Genomic DNA, 15,299 nt, shown 5'->3' on the forward strand with positions numbered 1-15,299 from the left:
CGCTGAGTTGGCTTGAGTCCTGCCAATCTGCTGATATCTGGACCCGAGCGTCTCCGCTGGCCTGCTCAGTCATACACGAGTTCTCGTAGACGCGGGTCGCTGACACCAGTCCACCCGTTGTAGCCGAAGCCTTCCTTGTCAGCCATGTGAACCAGGAGCTTCAGGCTCTCCTCCAGCAGTTCAGGGCTGCCATCGAAGAGAGTCTGGCGCATTCCAGCGTCGCGGGTGATGGCGACCAGTGCAGGCTCGGTGCGCTGCGTCATGTACCGAGCAAAGTTGGTATAGAAGTTGCGGGTTGCCGCCTTACCCGCTGCCCCCATAGTGACCAGCGCGCCGAGCGCATCGAACTGGCACAGACTGTTGAGCACGGCGTCGTCGTCAGGTGAGGCGTCGGGATGAAGGGCTGGCACTTCCCGGACCGTGTTGTGGGCTGCCGCGATCAGTCCCGAGCTGTGCGAAGCACCGGAGGCAAGCAGACCGGCGCGGGAAGCCGTCGTCAGCCCGTGGCGAAGCCAACTGCCGAACCAGTCGAAGCCGCGATCGGTTCCCCGTCGGTCGGCGAGTATGCGGACCGCTGACCAGTCTTGAAGCCGAACGGCAAGTCCGCCAAGCCCGTAGGCCCGCTCCAGCACGGACAACCACAGTCGCGGCCCGGTGAGGGATTCTTGGGCGGACCCGGAAAGGTCGTTGCCAAGGTTGTAGATGGAGAGCAAGGAGTCCGTGCCCTTGGCGACCCACTGGGTTCGCTCATGGACGAGGCTCAAGGCAGTAAGGCTTGCCACGCGGTTCAGCAAGGTGGGCAAGTCTTCAGGCATGGTGGTGAGAAGCTCGCGGGCCTGTGCCGGGGCGGACAGCAAGAACTGCCGAAGCGGGATGTCGTCCTCGGCACGTAGGTACTCCAGTACCGCGGCGTCGAACACCTCCTGGTCCAGCTGCCAGGTGAGAGCCGAAGTCGATCGTTGACGTACGTGCTGGGCAGCCGCTCCGACGGCTCCCTGGGCTTCGAGTTCCTGGCGCAGCTCCCGCCGCCACGTCTCCTTACGAGATGCAATGGCCCGCTGCCACACGTTGACCACGTCACTCTGCTTCCATCGCTCACTGGAAGTGCCGTGTCGCACGAAGACGTCACCCGCACGAAAGACGGTGACTTGCTTCTTGCCGTCCTGGTAGGTGCCTTCGACCTGGAAGACACAACATCCATCCGCGCTGGGGGCGACGTAGAGCAGAACGAGCCACTTCCCGTCGAGACAGTGGGCAGCTGTGTGGATCGTGAGCATCGGGATGTACTTCTGCAACTTAGGCCGCAGCGTCGCCTCGTCGAAACCACGAGTCTGGTCTGCAGAGAGTCGACCTGTGGGGTTGCCGTGATCGTCAGCGCCGATGACGACGTATCCACCACTGGGCTCGGCCTGCATAGCCGCAACGTCCTTGGCGATCTCGACCAGGTCACGCCGCTCGGACAGGTCGAGTGCCTCTTTGTAGTCGAGAGGTTCCTGCTCCGATGCCTCCGCCAGCAGCTCTCGCAGCTTCTCCTCAGTCACCACAGGTTCTACGACCGCAGCCACGCGCCAGCCCCCATCCGCACAGTCCAACCGCCGCACGTAAGGGGAATCATCCTAGGAGAACCACTGGACTCAGAGCGTTCTTCGGCGAACTCTTGTCGAGTTGATCAGCCCTTGATGCATAGCTGATCGAGGGCATGCGTGCGACAGCTTGCAGAGCAGTGGAAGATCATCGAAAGAGCTGTCTGAAAGTGGCTCGACGTCAATGCCACTCGTTCGTGGACAGAGTCCGTGGCCGGATTTCTCCCTAGTAGGGTCGGGGCGTGGCCACTCCTCTGCTCTCCGATACCGACCTGCACGCGCTTCCCTCCCTTCCCACGGAGGCTGTGGAGCACGGCGAGGTCTTCACGCGGCGCTGGGTGGTCGACCTGATCCTCGACCTCCTCGGGTACACGGCAGATAAGGACCTCTGCGACGTGAAGCTCGTCGAGCCGGCCTGCGGCTCAGGCGCCTTCCTGACAGCCGTCGCATCGCGGATCAGCGCCTCCTGCCGCGCTCATAATCGCTCTATCGGAGACGCGCTCTCGGCCGTCCACGCGCTGGATCTTCTGGACAAAAACGTAGAGCAGAGCCGGGCAGTGGTCGAGAAGCAACTGCGGGACGAAGGATGGCAGGCCAAGGAAGCCCGTCAGGTGGCAGCCGCCTGGGTGGAACAGGGTGACTACCTGCTCCAACCCGACGCAGGCCACCGAGCCGACTACGTGGTCGGCAATCCTCCGTACATCCGACTCGAAGATGTCCCCGACGATCGGATGGCGGCCTACCGCGGCGCCTGCTCCACGATGGGCGGCAGGGCAGACATTTACATCGGTTTCTACGAGATCGCGCTGCGAAACCTGAACCCCGACGGGCGACTCGGCTTCATCTGCGCCGACCGCTGGATGCGAAATCAGTACGGCCGTCGGCTCCGACAGCTGGTAACCAGCCGCTTCAGCATGGACCTGGCCCTGGTCATGCACGACGTGGACGCCTTCGAGGATCAGGTTTCGGCCTATCCGGCGATCACGATTATCTCGAACCGGCCTCAGGGCGGAGCAGTGGCAGCGGACACCACTCGGGCATTCGGCAGTGTCCAAGCCGACGACTTCGCCACCTGGTATGCGAACGCCACGGCGGAGTCGATCACCACCTCAGCGTTTCAGGCCGCCCGCATGCCGCACTGGTTCCCCGACGAGGACTCGTGGCCAGCTGCCTCGCCAGCCAGGCTGGCTTTCCTCGAAGAGCTCACCGAGCGCTTCCGGCTCCTGCAGGACGACCAGACCGGGACCCGCGTCGGCATCGGCATTGCCACCGGCGCCGACAAGGTCTTCCTCACCGACGATGACGGCTTGGTCGAGAGCGACCGGCTTCTGCGCATGGCTATGGTGCGTGACACCACCAGCGGCACCTTGAACTGGAACGGCACCTATCTGGTCAACCCGTGGACAGCCGAAGGTGACCTGGTCGACCTCACTGCCTACCCGAAGCTCGCTGCGTACTTCGAGGAGCACGGGGCCGCCCTGCGGAAGCGGTACGTCGCTGTCAAGCAGCCCCAGCGCTGGTACAAGACGATTGACAAGGTTGACCACCGTTTGACGTGGCGCCCCAAGCTGCTGTTTCCAGACATGAAGTTGACGATCCATCCGGTCCTCGACGAGGGCGGACTGTACCCTCACCACAACCTGTACTTCATCGTCTCGGATGCCTGGGACATGCGCGTACTTGGTGGTCTGCTGCTGTCCAAGGTCGCGGAAGCGTTCGTGGAGGCGTACGCGGTCAAGATGCGAGGTGGAACCCTCCGATTCCAGGCGCAGTACCTTCGCAAGATCCGCGTGCCGGACCCGGCAGCGATCAGCGAGAGTGACCGAGCCGCCCTCACGGAAGCTTTTGACAAGCGCGACGTGAAGGCCGCCACGGAGGCTGCCCTGCGCGTCTACGGGCTGGCCGAGCTGCCTGACTAGGAGGAACGGATCTTGACGGTCACCCGCCAAGACTTCGAGGACGCAATAGCTGCGTACTGGGGTGCCAAGCAGCTGCAGAGCGAGCAGTCCGCGATCAAGGCTGCGGTTGGGGCCGGCACGGCCGGGTCAGTCCGCGGTGGCAAGCACTTCGACGTGATCGCAGCCCTTTTGGCGAAGTTCTTCCTGGAAGCCGGATACCCGGCCGAAAGCATCCGCGTCAGTAAATCCCAGGGGCTGGAGCTGCCTGGCTACTACAGGCCGCAGAAGCAGTGGGACCTCGTAGTTGTGCACGAGGGCGTACTCGTCGCGGCCTTCGAGATGAAAGCACTCGGCGGGCCGTCGTACGGCAACAACTACAACAACCGGGTCGAGGAAGCGCTCGGTAGCGCAGTGGACCTTCGCCGCGCAGCACTCGCCGAGCTGTACCCGAAGGAGAAACCCTGGCTCGGCTACTTCTTCATCATGCAGGACGGAGAAGGCTCCCGGCGGCCGGTCAAGACTGCGAAGGGCGCCCTGCCCGTCGACGAGATCTGGCACGGCACTTCGTACCAGGACCGGTTCGGGATCTTCTGCGAGCGCCTCATGGCCGAGCAGCTCTACGACGCCGCGTGCTACGTCACGTCCTCGGCCGAGGACCCCAAGCCCATCGAGCTTGTAGAGAGCCTCGACTGGAGGCACTTCTCAGCGGCGATTAATGCACGCCTCACGTATTTGAAGGACCTCGGACTTCCCGGCTAGGACAGCTGGCAGTCCTCCGGCAGCGTGGCGCGCTGGCCCCTTACTCCCCAGCTTGTCCTCTGGCGCGTAAGGGGCCTACCGGCTTACTCACCCAGCATGGCCTTGACCAGGTTGACTCTGCCTTCGATGGCCACCTGCAGGGTGCGCGCGGTTGCCGTCGGCAGGGGCTCCTTGTAGGTGATGTCCCCGCCATCTGCCCTCTGGGTGGTGATGAACCACCCAATGTCATAGACGTTCTCGCCGACGAAGCGGCTGATCATCTCCTGGTAGCGCTGGGTGTACGACATCCCCTTGAAGGCCGGATCGATCTCGAACAACGCGTGAGACTGTCTGTTCGGCTTCTCGGTCTCTTCCGTCTCTTCCAGCACGAAGACGTAGCCGAGCCACGGCGGTACAGCGCCGAAGGGGCCGTTCTTCTTCTGGGCGGTTGCCAGGTCAGTGGCAGTACCCAACGCCTCCTCGAAGCGGTTGTTGAAGTTCTTGCCGACGCTTCCTACTTGTGACTTGAACTCAAGGGCGGCAACGAGAACCTCCCTGTAGACAACGACCAGGTCCCACTGCTTGCGGACACGGTAATAGCCCGGCAGGTAGGGCTTCCCTGTTCGGATTCCTTCCGCAGGGATACCGCAGTTGAGGAAGATCCCCTTCACGGACTCCTCGAAGCCCTTAATGTGCCCATTGGCGCGAGCCTCTCCGCCAGCTTTCCCGCCGTCCTCCTGGCCTTCCCTCTGCTCGCCCCGCTTGGTCCAGAAGTCCTCGACTGCTTGCTGAATCACCTCGGGCTTCACGTCACCCATCCTTGCTCGGGATACGGCACCGGCTCGAACTCACGAGCCTGAATCCCCCAAGTCTGACGGGTGGCACTGACAGTCGGTCCTGAGTACGTCGAGCCTACTGCGCCTTGCGTCGACCCTAGGGGCGGACGGGAGCTCGTCGTCGCACGGTCTATCGCCATCAGCGAGCCGACGGAGGAGGGCCTGCTGCCGTCGTCCAAGGGGGGGCCATCGATGCACGGATCCAGAGCACCGATTGCCTCGCGAACGCGCAATGACTCGTAGGAGTGGTGGTGCAGGGGAGCGGCGTTGTCAGTGCCCCGGCATACCGTGAGCACTGTCCGACCCAAGAGCAGGGAGCAGGGATGTTCGACCGTGACGTGAACTACCCGTGTGCTGTCGCCAGTCACGACGCCGAAGGTGTGAGCGCGGCAATCGATTGGTGCTGTGAGCACATGGAGGACGGCGATACGCTCAGTGTCTGGACCAGCCTCAAGTCCAACTTGGAAAACTCCTCAGAGCTAGACCAACTCGTTGCTCGGCACTCCAACGTGGAGCACGTAACCGGCAGAGGCGGGGGTTACATCCGCGGAAATGGTCCAGTGCTCATGGCCTGGCCGGACATGGCAGACATCAGCAAGTTGACGCAGTACGGCGGCCATCGCGTCCGAGCGCTCTGTGTCATCACTTGGAACGACGATGAGCTGCGGCCGTGGGTGACCGCGGTGAACCCGACGATCCTTGGCGACGGTTCGGATTGGGAGGAGCTGACGCCCGCCCTGGATCCAGTCGTGATCGAGGCTCTGAAGGGCCTGACGCTGTCCGTGAACCACAACAACACCATCTCGGCCGGTCACGAAAAGGACTTGGTCGTGAGCACCCTGCTGGCGCTGCACGACTCAGGCTTCCACATGGACGGCGAGGCAATGCAGGGGTGGTCACTGGCACATGGGTGGTCGGGCGACAACCCCGGGCGGCTGGCCAAGTACGTGGAGGACATCAACCAGGGGAAGCGTCCGCGCTGTCGCCCGATCCTTCGGGCCGACTACATCAACACTCTTCGACGTCGTGCAGCGGACACCGACACCGCCTAGTGCTGATTGGACCCGCCCGGGAGTCCGCTGCCCCACGTGAGCGATGCGTGAGCGGACGTAGCCCCACAGCCCGTCCTGCGACGGACCCAACCATTCAGCTCTAGCTTCCTGACCTGGTGGTTCCGGACGGCGGATCAGACCCCGCGATCATCCATCACAAGATCGCGGGGTCTTTTAATCCATTGGTTGTGGGTTCGAGTCCCACACGGTCTACCGGCAGGAACGGCCCCTGGCCTGTGGCGGAAGCCGCACGTCAGGGGCCGGTTCGCGTTCAGGGGCGGGTCGGCCGCGCGGCCGCGCCGGCCCCGCTTCAGCCCGGCGAGGTGAAGCGGATCCTCCGGGCGATGACGTCCCGGGCCACCTCGCTCACGGTCCGCCCGTGGGCGAAGGCGTGGGCCCGTAACCGGTCGAGGGCCTGGTCCGGGTCGACGCCGAGGCTCGCCATGATCATGCCGATGGCCTGATGCGCCTCCGCGTGGTCGGCCTCGGCGGCCGCCACCCACGACGCCACTCCGCCGTCGGGCCCGGGATCGGGGTCCTCCGAAGGGTCCTGGTGCAGATTGAGCACGGCGAACGTGACGGCGTCCCGCACCAGGAGGGCGATCCGCAGGTCCCGGCCGGAGAGGGCACCCGGGCTGTCCCGGTACAGGTCGAGGGTGCCGATCGCCAGGGCGCTGGTGCCCAGGGGCAGCGAGAAGGCCGCCCGTACGCCCAGGTCCAGGGCCTGCTGGGCGAAGACCGGCCAGCGCCGGACGTCGGAGCCCTGGGTGAGGTCCGCGGCGAGGACGGGGGAGGCCAGTTCGAGCGCGCTGCGGCAGGGCCCGTCGCCGAGGGTGTACTGGGTCTCGGCGAGACGGGCCGCGGTGTCGTCGCTGGCGCACCAGATGGTCCGTACGGTGCTGCTCGCGGTCAGCGAGATCGACGCGCCGGTGACGGGCAGCAGACCCGCGCACGCGCGGCAGAGGGCCTCGGGCGCGCGGTAGCGGTCGAGGCCGGTCACGGCCGCGGCCAGGACCTCCGTGATCCGCCGACGGTCCTGGTCCAGCGGGGCGCCGTCCTCGGCCTCGGCGCCACCGTCGGCCTCGGCGCCGTGCTGCTCCGACCGCATCGCTGTCACCTCCGCTGGTCACGAGGACCGGTGCCCGATCCCGGCATCGTACGGTCCCCGGCGCGACGGATGCAGGGGGAGCGCGCCCGGCGCGCGTTGCCCGAGCGCGTCACCCCACTGCATCGGTACGTGAAATCAGCAGGTGTCATCGCGTCGTTGAGGGAGAACCCGGGGTAGCGGAGCAGTAGCAGGATGTGCTTCGCTCGCTGCCGGTCCGTGTCCGTTCGCACGGGTCGGCGCAGCAGCAGGTGAGCTCCAGAAGAGGACCCAGTTCGACCGAGATCTCCGAGGATTGTGGCCATGGCCCTTGCCGCGCACGACCTCACCATGGCACCGGCCCTGGTCGCCCTGGCCAACGCGCCGGCCCGTGGTGAGAACGACGAACAGATCCTGCGGCGCCTCGCCGCGGCGGCCGCCCGTATACCCGGGGTGGACGCGGCGGGCTGCAGCATCACCGACGACACCGGCCGGCCCGTGCTGCTGGCCGCCTCCAACGACATCGCGGGTGAACTCGAAGAAGTACAGAGGGAGTTGGTGGAGGGGCCTGGTCTGGACAGCCGGCGCATCCGCAAGGTCCTGGCCAACGTGGAGATGGACCATCCGCACAGCCGGCTGCGCTGGCCGCACTTCGCGCCGCGGGTCCTCCAGGCCGGTTTCCCGGTGCTGACCACGCTTCCGCTGAACCATCACGACCGCGCCATCGGCTCGCTCAACCTCTACTACCGGCAGGGCACCCTGCCCCGCGAACACCTGCGCTGGAGCGAGCTGTTCGCCGACGCCACCGCCACCGGGCTCGGTCACCGCGACGCCCTGCGGCAGGCGGGGGTCCGCGAGGAGCAGCTCCAGAACGCCCTGGACAGCAGGGTGTTGATCGAGCAGGCCAAGGGGGTGCTCGCCGAGCGCCTCGACTGCACCGTCGGCGACGCCTTCGACCTGCTGCGCCATCACGCCCGCCGCAACCGGCTCAAGCTGGTCCAGGTCGCGGCCGAGGTCGTCAACAACCCCGCGACCGGGGGGCCTTTTCCGCGCCCGGAGCGCTGATCCCGGACGGTCCGGGGTGCTGGTTCCGTTCGGTCCCGGGGTGCTGATTCCGTCAGGCGCCGGAGCGCTGATCCCGGCCAATCCCGGGGCGCGGTTCAGAGCCTGCGCGGCCGCTCGCCCATGATCTCCTCCAGGCGGTTCACCAGGTGGGTGGAGAGGCGGGAGCGGGCCTCGGCCGCCTGGGCGCAGGCCGTGCGGAGCTCGGTCAGGGTCTCGGCGGGGAGCGGCTGCCGGTCGGTCAGGTGGGAGCCGATCGTACGGCTCGACCTGGCGAACACCTCGACCAGGTGGCCGACTTGGAGCTCCGGGGGTTCGGTCGATGCGCGTGGAGCGGGGGGTGCGGAGGGTCTCCACCGGCGTCGTGAGGGCCGCAGGGGCGACCGCCGTGGCGGGTCCGGGTGTGGCAGCCCCGGGTCCCCGGCGCGGGACGCGAAGTACGGGTTCTGGCTGGCGGAGCCGCCGACCACCCAGATCCCGTCGTGCATGCCCTCGTCCAGGGCGCCGCTGAGTTCCGCGCGTGCCGTCGACACGGCGGCGGCGAAGTGCGCGGCGTCCACCGCGCGGCCCTCCGTCAGTTCGCGCGCCGTGTCCTCCAGGAGGATCAGCCAGCCGCGGCTCGACGAGCGCATGCGGATCATCCGGGACACCTCCGCCTCGATCCGGGCGCGAGTGTCCGCCGCGCCGGTCTGACGTGCGCCGCGGCGGTGCAGGAGCAGCGGGCCGACGACCGCGGCGCCGCCGGCTATGAGGGCGCCGCCGATGGCGCCGGCCACTCCGTAGAGGGCGTTCGTGTCTGCCACGGCGACCACTCTGCCCGGCGGTGGGCGGCCCCCGGGCGGGATCTCGGCGCGTATGGCGTTCGCGTATTGCGCACACCGTGCGCTGTGCGTACAGTGTGCGCAACGAGAGCGCGCCGTACTCAGCGGATGTGCCGCCTAGGTCTTGAGGGGTCCCACGATGGAAGCCATGTCGGAAGGGCGTCGCCATCCGCGCCGCTGGCTCATCCTGATCGTGCTCTGCCTGAGCACGCTGGTCCTGGTCGTCGACAACATGGTCCTGACCGTCTCGGTCCCGCCGATCGCCGCGGACCTGGGCGCGGACGCGCAGGACATCCAGTGGATCATCGACTCGTACATCCTGGTCTTCGCGGGGCTGCTGCTCACCGCGGGCAGCCTGTCCGACCGGTTCGGGCGGCGCCGGGTGATGGTCGTCGGCCTGGCGCTCTTCGGCGCCGCCTCTCTGCTCGCCACGGTCGCCGGAAGTCCCGAACAGCTCATCGCGGGACGGGTGTTGATGGGTGTCGGCGGTGCGCTGATCATGCCGAGCACCCTGTCGATCCTCATCACCGTCTTCGACGACGGCGAGCGCCGCAAGGCGATCGGCGCGTGGAGCGCGGTGGCCGCGGTCGGCCTGGTCGGCGGGCCCGTGCTCGGCGGGGTGCTCATCGCCCGCTTCTGGTGGGGCTCGGTCTTCCTGATGAACGTGCCGATCGCCGTCGTCGCCATCATCGCCGCGCTCGTCCTGATGCCCGAGTCCAAGGGCCCCGCCCGCAAGGCCGACCCGCTCGGCATGGTCCTCTCGGTGATCGGCATGACCGCGCTGGTGTGGACGATCATCGAGTCGGCCGAGGCGGGTCTCGGTCACCTGAGTACGCGGGTCTCGCTCGGTGTCGCCGTCCTCGCGCTGGCCGCGTTCGTCGTCTGGGAGCTGCGCACCGACTCCCCGATGGTCCCGCTCGCCCTCTTCCGCAACCGCGTCTTCAGCGGCGCCAGCTTCTCGCTCGTCCTGCTGACCTTCGCCAACGGCGGCCTGATGCTGGTCCTCACCCAGTACCTGCAGTTCGTGCTCGGCTACTCGCCCTCCAAGACCGGCATCGCCTTCGCCCCGATGGCCGTCGCCACGCTGGTCTTCAACGGGATCGGCGCCGGTCTCGGCAACCGCATCGGCAACCGGGCCATGACCGCGGTCGGCCTGAGCGTCATCGCCGCCGGGTTCGGCGCCCTCGCCTCGCTGCCCTCGGACGCGGGGTTCGGGCTGCTCGCCTCGGCCATGGCGCTGATCGGCGTCGGCGGCGGCCTTGCGATGCCCGCGGCGACCGCCGCCCTGATGAGCGCGGTCCCCGCGGAGCATGCCGGGGTCGGCTCCGCGCTCAACGACACCGTCCAGCAGGCCGGCGCGGCCCTCGGCGTCGCCGTCCTCGGCACGGTCCTCTCCAGCACCTACTCCGGCGCGATGCCCGGCTCGGCGCCCGCCGCCGCGAGCCACTCCGTCTCCGACGCGCTCGCCCTGGCCGCGTCCACGGGTGACGGCGCGCTTGTTGCGGCGGCGCGGGAGGCGTTTACCGATGCGATGTCCGCGGCGTTCTGGGCCGGGGCGGCGGGGGTTCTCGCGGCGGCGGTGCTTGCGCTCGTCCTCATCCGGGACGGGGAGTCCCCCGAGGCGGAACTGGCCGAGCAGGCCGGGCCGGTCCGTGAGGAGGATCTCGCCACGGCGGCCTGATCCACGGACACGCCTCGCCCCGTCCGGCTTCGGCCTGGCGGGGCGCCGTCGTGTGCTCGTCTCGTGCTCCGGCCGCGGGGGCGTCGTGGCTGGGCGCGCAGTTCCCCGCGCCCCTGAGGGGCGCGCCCGCTCGCCCGAACGGCGCAGCCCGGTGGGGCGTCGGGGGTGGGGGCGGGTGACGCTGGACTGTCGGTGGGCGGCGGGCCTTCGGCGGTTCAGTGGGAGGTGCGGCAATGGCAGCGGTGGCTCACCGGCGCGGGCGGCGCGTTCTGGGGCTGCTCGTCGCGCCCCTTCTTGTCCTCGCCGTCGCCTGTGGTGGCGGATCCGGCGATTCCGGTGGGGCGGACACCCGTACCGCCGCGGCGCGCCCCCGCGACCAGGCCTTCCAGCACCCCGGCGTGCTGGTCAGCAAGGCGCAGCTGGAGCGGGTGCGCAAGCACGTGGCGGCCGGGGAGCAGCCGTGGCGCGCGGCGTTCGAGCAGATGCGGGGCAGCAAGTACGCGGCGGCTGACTACCGGGCCACCCCGTACGCCGTGGTGGAGTGTCCGCCCGACACCCGGCCGGGACGTGGCTGCGTGGAGGAGCGGGAGGACGCGCTCGCCGCGTACACCCAGGCGCTGCTCTGGAACCTCACGGGCAAGCGCGCGCATGCCGAGAAGGCCGTGGAGATCATGGATGCCTGGGCGAAGGTGATCACCCGGCACACGGAGGCCAACGCCGGGCTCCAGACCGCCTGGGCCGCCTCGTCGTGGGCGCGGGCCGCGGAGGCCGTGCGGTACACGTACGACGGCTGGAGCGACGGGCAACTGCTGCGCTTCGAGCGGATGCTGCGCAACGCCTATCTGCCCCAAGTGCGCGACGGATCAGCCGACTTCAACGGCAACTGGGACCTGGTGATGGCCGACGCGACGATGGGCATGGCCGTCTTCCTCGACGACCACGCCACGTTCGAGAAGGCCGTGCACCACTTCAGGACGCGCGTGCCCGCGTACTTCTATCTGGAGTCCGACGGGAAGCTGCCCGTCTCCCCGGAGGGCAGCGGCATCGACACCGCCGCCGAGCTGAAGAAGTACTGGTTCGGGCAGGACACCTTCGCCGACGGGCTCTCCCAGGAGACCTGCCGCAACTTCAAGCACGCCAGCTACTCGCTCGCCGCGACCGCGCACATGGCGGAGACCGCCCACCACCAGGGCGTCGATCTGTACGGGGAGGTCAAGGACCGGCTGCGGGCGGCGTTCGAGTTCCACTCCAAGTACCAGCTGGGCGCCGAGGCGCCGGGCTGGCTGTGCGGCGGCAGGGTGCAGCGCGACATGGGGCCCGACACCGAGGTGGGCCTGAACGCCCTGCGGGGGCGGCTGAAGCTGGCGATGCCGCAGACCGAGAAGTACACGGAGCAGCGGCGGCCCGAGGGGACGGACGACCTCTTCGTGGCCTGGGAGACGCTCACGCACGCGGAGAACGCCTAGCGGGGCGGGCATGTCGTCGTGGGGGTGACGGGTAAGTGGTTCGAACCACCCCTCCGGATGGCGTAGAGTTGTGTTCAGCGGCGCGGGGTGGAGCAGCTCGGTAGCTCGCTGGGCTCATAACCCAGAGGTCGCAGGTTCAAATCCTGTCCCCGCTACTGAAGACCGAAGGCCCGGAACCATGAGAATGGTTCCGGGCCTTCGGCGTTTTCGCATGGGGTGATTTTGGCGCGTTGTCGCCTTTGCGCTGACACGTGTGCGGTGAGTAGCGTCATGTTCACTATGAGTCGCGTGGGAGCGGTGGGGCTGAGGCTGAGGCCGGGGCGCAGGTCCGTCCTCGCGCTGCTGTTCGCCGTCTGCGCGCTCTTCCTCGGCGTCTGCCACGGCCACCAGAGCTTCGCCCCCGCCACCGCCGCCAGTACGGCGTCCGCCGTGGAGCAGCACGAATGCCCCACCCCCGAGCACGGCGCGCACGCCGAGGCCGCCCAGCCAGCCGCGGCCCAACCCGCGGACCGGCTGATTCCGGACGGCGCGGGAGCCGGGCGGCACGCCCAGCGGCCCGAGGTGCGCGAGGCGGGGCGCGCGGAGTGCGCGCCGGCGCGGGCCGGGCCGCCCGCCGCGGGGCACCCGCTGCTGATCGCCATCGGGATCGACAGGAACTGAGCGCGCACGGAGCCCGACCACTCCGTCAGTGCCCTCATCCTCGTACCCGAAGGACAGCACCTAGATGATCAGCAACCTGCAGCCCGCGGCGGCCGCCGTGGGGAACACCCCCGTGCTCTGGATCGACGAACCGTCGGACGACGGCGGCCGGGGCTTCTGGGCCAAACTCGAAGGCTTCAACTTCGGCGGCATCAAGGACCGCGCCGCCCTCTACATGGTCGAACAGGCCCGCAAGCGAGGCGAGTTGAGGCCCGGCGCGCCCATCGTCGAGTCGACGTCGGGCACCCTCGGGCTCGGCCTCGCGCTCGCCGGCGTGCAGTACGGCCACCCCGTGCACATCGTGACCGACCCGGGCCTGGAACCCATCGTGGAGCGCATGCTCACCGCGCACGGCGCGCGCATCCACCTCGTCCGCGAACCGAGCGGGCTCGGCGGCTGGCAGCAGGCGCGGGTCGACCGGGTCGCCGAGCTGATGACGGGGCGCGAGCTCGGCGGCGCCGCGTGGTGCCCGAACCAGTACCACAACCCCGACAACCCGGCCGCCTACGGCACGCTCGCGGCCGAACTCGTCGGGCAGCTCGGCCAGTTCGACGTGCTGGTCTGCGCGGTGGGCACCGGCGGGCACTCGGCGGGGATCGCGCGGACGCTGCGCGGCGGGGCGCTGCCGGGGCTCGAACTGGTCGGCGTGGACAGCGTCGCGTCGACCATCTTCGGCCTGGACGCGGGCCCGCGCCTGATGCGCGGCCTCGGCTCCTCGATCCACCCCGGCAACGTCGACCACGACGCCTTCGACGAGGTGCACTGGGTCGGGCCCGCCGAGGCGGTGCGGTGCGCGCGGCGGCTCGCGGAGCGGCAGTTCGCCACCGGCGGCTGGAGCGTGGGCGCCGTGGCGCTGGTGGCGGGCTGGCTGGCCAGGACGCGGCCGCGCGGCACCCGGATCGCCGCGGTCTTCCCCGACGGTCCGCAGCGCTACTTCGACACCGTCTTCAGCGACGAGTACTGCGCGGCGCAGGGCCTGACCGGCGGCGCCGTGCCGGACAAGCCGCGCGAGGTGACCGGGCCCGAGCGGGGCATCACCGAGTGGTCCAAGTGGGACCGCAGCAGCAAGGGCGCGGTGCTGTGACCGGGATCTGGCGCAGGGCCCGGATGTTCGAGCCCGCGGTGCAACTGCTCTTCGTCAACCAGTTCACGATCAACCTCGGCTTCTACATGCTGATGCCGTACCTGGCGGCGCATCTGTCGGGCCAACTCGGGCTCGCCGCCTGGGCGGTGGGCCTGGTGCTCGGCGTCAGGAACCTCTCCCAGCAGGGCATGTTCCTGGTGGGCGGGGCGCTCGCCGACCGGATCGGCTTCAAGCCGATGATCGTCGCGGGGTGCGCGCTGAGGACCGTCGGCTTCGGGGCGCTCGCCTTCGCCGACACGCTGCCCGTGCTGATCGCCGCGTCGGTGGCGACCGGGCTCGCGGGGGCGCTCTTCAACCCGGCGGTACGGGCGTACGTCGCCGCGGAGGCCGGGCCGCCCGAGCGCCGCGTGGAGGCGTTCGCCCTGTTCAACGTCTTCTACCAGACGGGCATCCTGCTCGGACCGCTCGTCGGGCTCGCCCTGACCGGCTTCGACTTCCGGCTGACCTGCGCGGTGGCCGCCGTGCTCTTCGCGGGGCTCTCGGTGGTCCAGGTGCTCAGGCTGCCCGCGCGCCGGCGCACCGAGGCGGCGGCGCAGGAGGGCGGCCAGTGGCGGGTGGTCCTCGGCAACCGGACCTTCTGGCTGTTCTCGCTGGCGATGACCGGGTCGTACGTCCTGTCCTTCCAGGTCTACCTGGCGCTGCCGCTGTCCGTGGAGCGGCTGCTCGGCGAGGGCACCGCGGCGACGGTCGCGACCAGCTCGCTCTTCGTGGTGTCCGGTCTCGTCGCGCTGCTCGGGCAGCTGCGGATCACCGACTGGTGCCGGCGCACCTGGACCCGCGAGCAGTGCCTGGTCGCCGGGCTCGGCCTGATGGGCGCCGCCTTCCTGCCGCCCGCGCTCGGCGGCTCCCGGTACGTCGGGGTGGCGGGCCTGCTGCTGTGCGCGGCGGCGCTCGCCGCGGCGACGGCCGTGCTCTACCCCTTCGAGATGGACACCGTCGTCTCGCTGGCGGGGGACCGCTGGGTGGCCACGCACTACGGCCTCTACAACACCGTCTGCGGCATCGGCATCACCGTGGGGAACCTCGGCATGGGCGTGCTGCTCGACGCCAGCCGTGACCTGCCCGCGCTGCCCTGGACGGTCCTCGCCGCGCTCGGCGGCTGCTGCGCGCTGGCGCTGCGCGGCCTCGCCAGGTCGGGACGGCTCGCGCCGGTGCCCGCGGTGACCGCCTCCTAGGGCCGTCGCGCCCGGGGGGCCTTAACCCGGTCGGCCCACACCAGGTCGCACCCTCACCGC

General features: G+C 69.0%; 13 protein-coding genes and 1 tRNA gene. 10 read left to right on the forward strand and 4 right to left on the reverse strand.

All coding sequences use genetic code 11. The features are described from left to right. Nucleotides 1–65: 65 nt before the first annotated feature. Entirely contained in the window at nucleotides 66–1,541 is a 1,476-nt protein-coding gene (locus ACIO9J_RS28195) for a helix-turn-helix domain-containing protein (protein WP_402005292.1), read from the reverse strand. Between the two features lie 284 nt (nucleotides 1,542–1,825). Here ACIO9J_RS28195 and ACIO9J_RS28200 point away from each other — a divergent pair, with 284 nt between their 5' ends. Beyond that, the gene (locus ACIO9J_RS28200; protein ID WP_402005295.1) at nucleotides 1,826–3,502 is read left to right on the forward strand and encodes an Eco57I restriction-modification methylase domain-containing protein; all 1,677 of its coding nucleotides are present in this window, start codon (nucleotides 1,826–1,828) and stop codon (nucleotides 3,500–3,502) included. Nucleotides 3,503–3,514: 12 nt separating this feature from the next. After that, entirely contained in the window at nucleotides 3,515–4,240 is a 726-nt protein-coding gene (locus tag ACIO9J_RS28205) for a PaeR7I family type II restriction endonuclease (RefSeq protein WP_402005298.1), read from the forward strand. An 83-nt stretch (nucleotides 4,241–4,323) separates the two neighbouring features. Here the strand turns inward: ACIO9J_RS28205 and ACIO9J_RS28210 are convergent, their stop codons facing one another. Next, nucleotides 4,324–5,028: a PaeR7I family type II restriction endonuclease gene (locus ACIO9J_RS28210; protein WP_402005301.1), complete on the reverse strand. Its 705-nt coding sequence runs from the start codon at nucleotides 5,026–5,028 to the stop codon at nucleotides 4,324–4,326. Between the two features lie 350 nt (nucleotides 5,029–5,378). On the opposite strand from ACIO9J_RS28210, the gene ACIO9J_RS28215 reads away from it, so the two are divergent. Further along, nucleotides 5,379–6,107 (forward strand): hypothetical protein, encoded by a 729-nt coding sequence (locus ACIO9J_RS28215; RefSeq protein ID WP_402005304.1) that lies wholly within the window; start codon nucleotides 5,379–5,381, stop codon nucleotides 6,105–6,107. A gap of 310 nt (nucleotides 6,108–6,417) precedes the next feature. Here ACIO9J_RS28215 and ACIO9J_RS28220 read toward each other — a convergent pair whose 3' ends face one another. After that, nucleotides 6,418–7,215 (reverse strand): GAF and ANTAR domain-containing protein, encoded by a 798-nt coding sequence (locus ACIO9J_RS28220; protein ID WP_402005307.1) that lies wholly within the window; start codon nucleotides 7,213–7,215, stop codon nucleotides 6,418–6,420. 300 nt (nucleotides 7,216–7,515) lie between these two features. Here ACIO9J_RS28220 and ACIO9J_RS28225 point away from each other — a divergent pair, with 300 nt between their 5' ends. Then, nucleotides 7,516–8,256 carry an ANTAR domain-containing protein gene (locus tag ACIO9J_RS28225; protein WP_402005310.1) on the forward strand — a complete coding sequence of 247 codons (741 nt, stop codon included), beginning with the start codon at nucleotides 7,516–7,518 and terminating at the stop codon, nucleotides 8,254–8,256. Nucleotides 8,257–8,351: 95 nt separating this feature from the next. On the opposite strand, the gene ACIO9J_RS28230 is transcribed toward ACIO9J_RS28225, so the two are convergent. Then, on the reverse strand, nucleotides 8,352–9,056 hold the full coding sequence (locus ACIO9J_RS28230) for a hypothetical protein (RefSeq protein WP_402005313.1): 705 nt from the start codon (nucleotides 9,054–9,056) through the stop codon (nucleotides 8,352–8,354). A 166-nt stretch (nucleotides 9,057–9,222) separates the two neighbouring features. Here ACIO9J_RS28230 and ACIO9J_RS28235 point away from each other — a divergent pair, with 166 nt between their 5' ends. The 6 genes from ACIO9J_RS28235 to ACIO9J_RS28260 all read left to right on the forward strand — a co-directional run bounded on the left by ACIO9J_RS28235 (nucleotide 9,223) and on the right by ACIO9J_RS28260 (nucleotide 15,239). Continuing rightward, complete coding sequence (locus ACIO9J_RS28235) at nucleotides 9,223–10,755, forward strand: MFS transporter (protein ID WP_402005316.1); 1,533 nt, start codon at nucleotides 9,223–9,225, stop codon at nucleotides 10,753–10,755. 233 nt (nucleotides 10,756–10,988) lie between these two features. Continuing rightward, on the forward strand, nucleotides 10,989–12,221 hold the full coding sequence (locus tag ACIO9J_RS28240; protein ID WP_402005319.1) for an alginate lyase family protein: 1,233 nt from the start codon (nucleotides 10,989–10,991) through the stop codon (nucleotides 12,219–12,221). A gap of 81 nt (nucleotides 12,222–12,302) precedes the next feature. Beyond that, nucleotides 12,303–12,376, forward strand: a tRNA-Met gene (locus ACIO9J_RS28245). A gap of 115 nt (nucleotides 12,377–12,491) precedes the next feature. Continuing rightward, entirely contained in the window at nucleotides 12,492–12,881 is a 390-nt protein-coding gene (locus tag ACIO9J_RS28250) for a hypothetical protein (protein ID WP_402005322.1), read from the forward strand. 64 nt (nucleotides 12,882–12,945) lie between these two features. Beyond that, nucleotides 12,946–14,004 (forward strand): PLP-dependent cysteine synthase family protein, encoded by a 1,059-nt coding sequence (locus tag ACIO9J_RS28255; RefSeq protein WP_402005324.1) that lies wholly within the window; start codon nucleotides 12,946–12,948, stop codon nucleotides 14,002–14,004. Beyond that, a complete protein-coding gene (locus ACIO9J_RS28260) occupies nucleotides 14,001–15,239 on the forward strand; it encodes an MFS transporter (protein WP_402005327.1) in 1,239 nt (412 codons plus the stop codon). The genes ACIO9J_RS28255 and ACIO9J_RS28260 overlap by 4 nt, the downstream gene beginning before the upstream one ends. Nucleotides 15,240–15,299: the final 60 nt, after the last annotated feature.

Source organism: Streptomyces sp. NPDC087300 (assembly GCF_044744425.1).
In the GTDB taxonomy this organism is placed as follows: Bacteria; Actinomycetota; Actinomycetes; order Streptomycetales; family Streptomycetaceae; genus Streptomyces.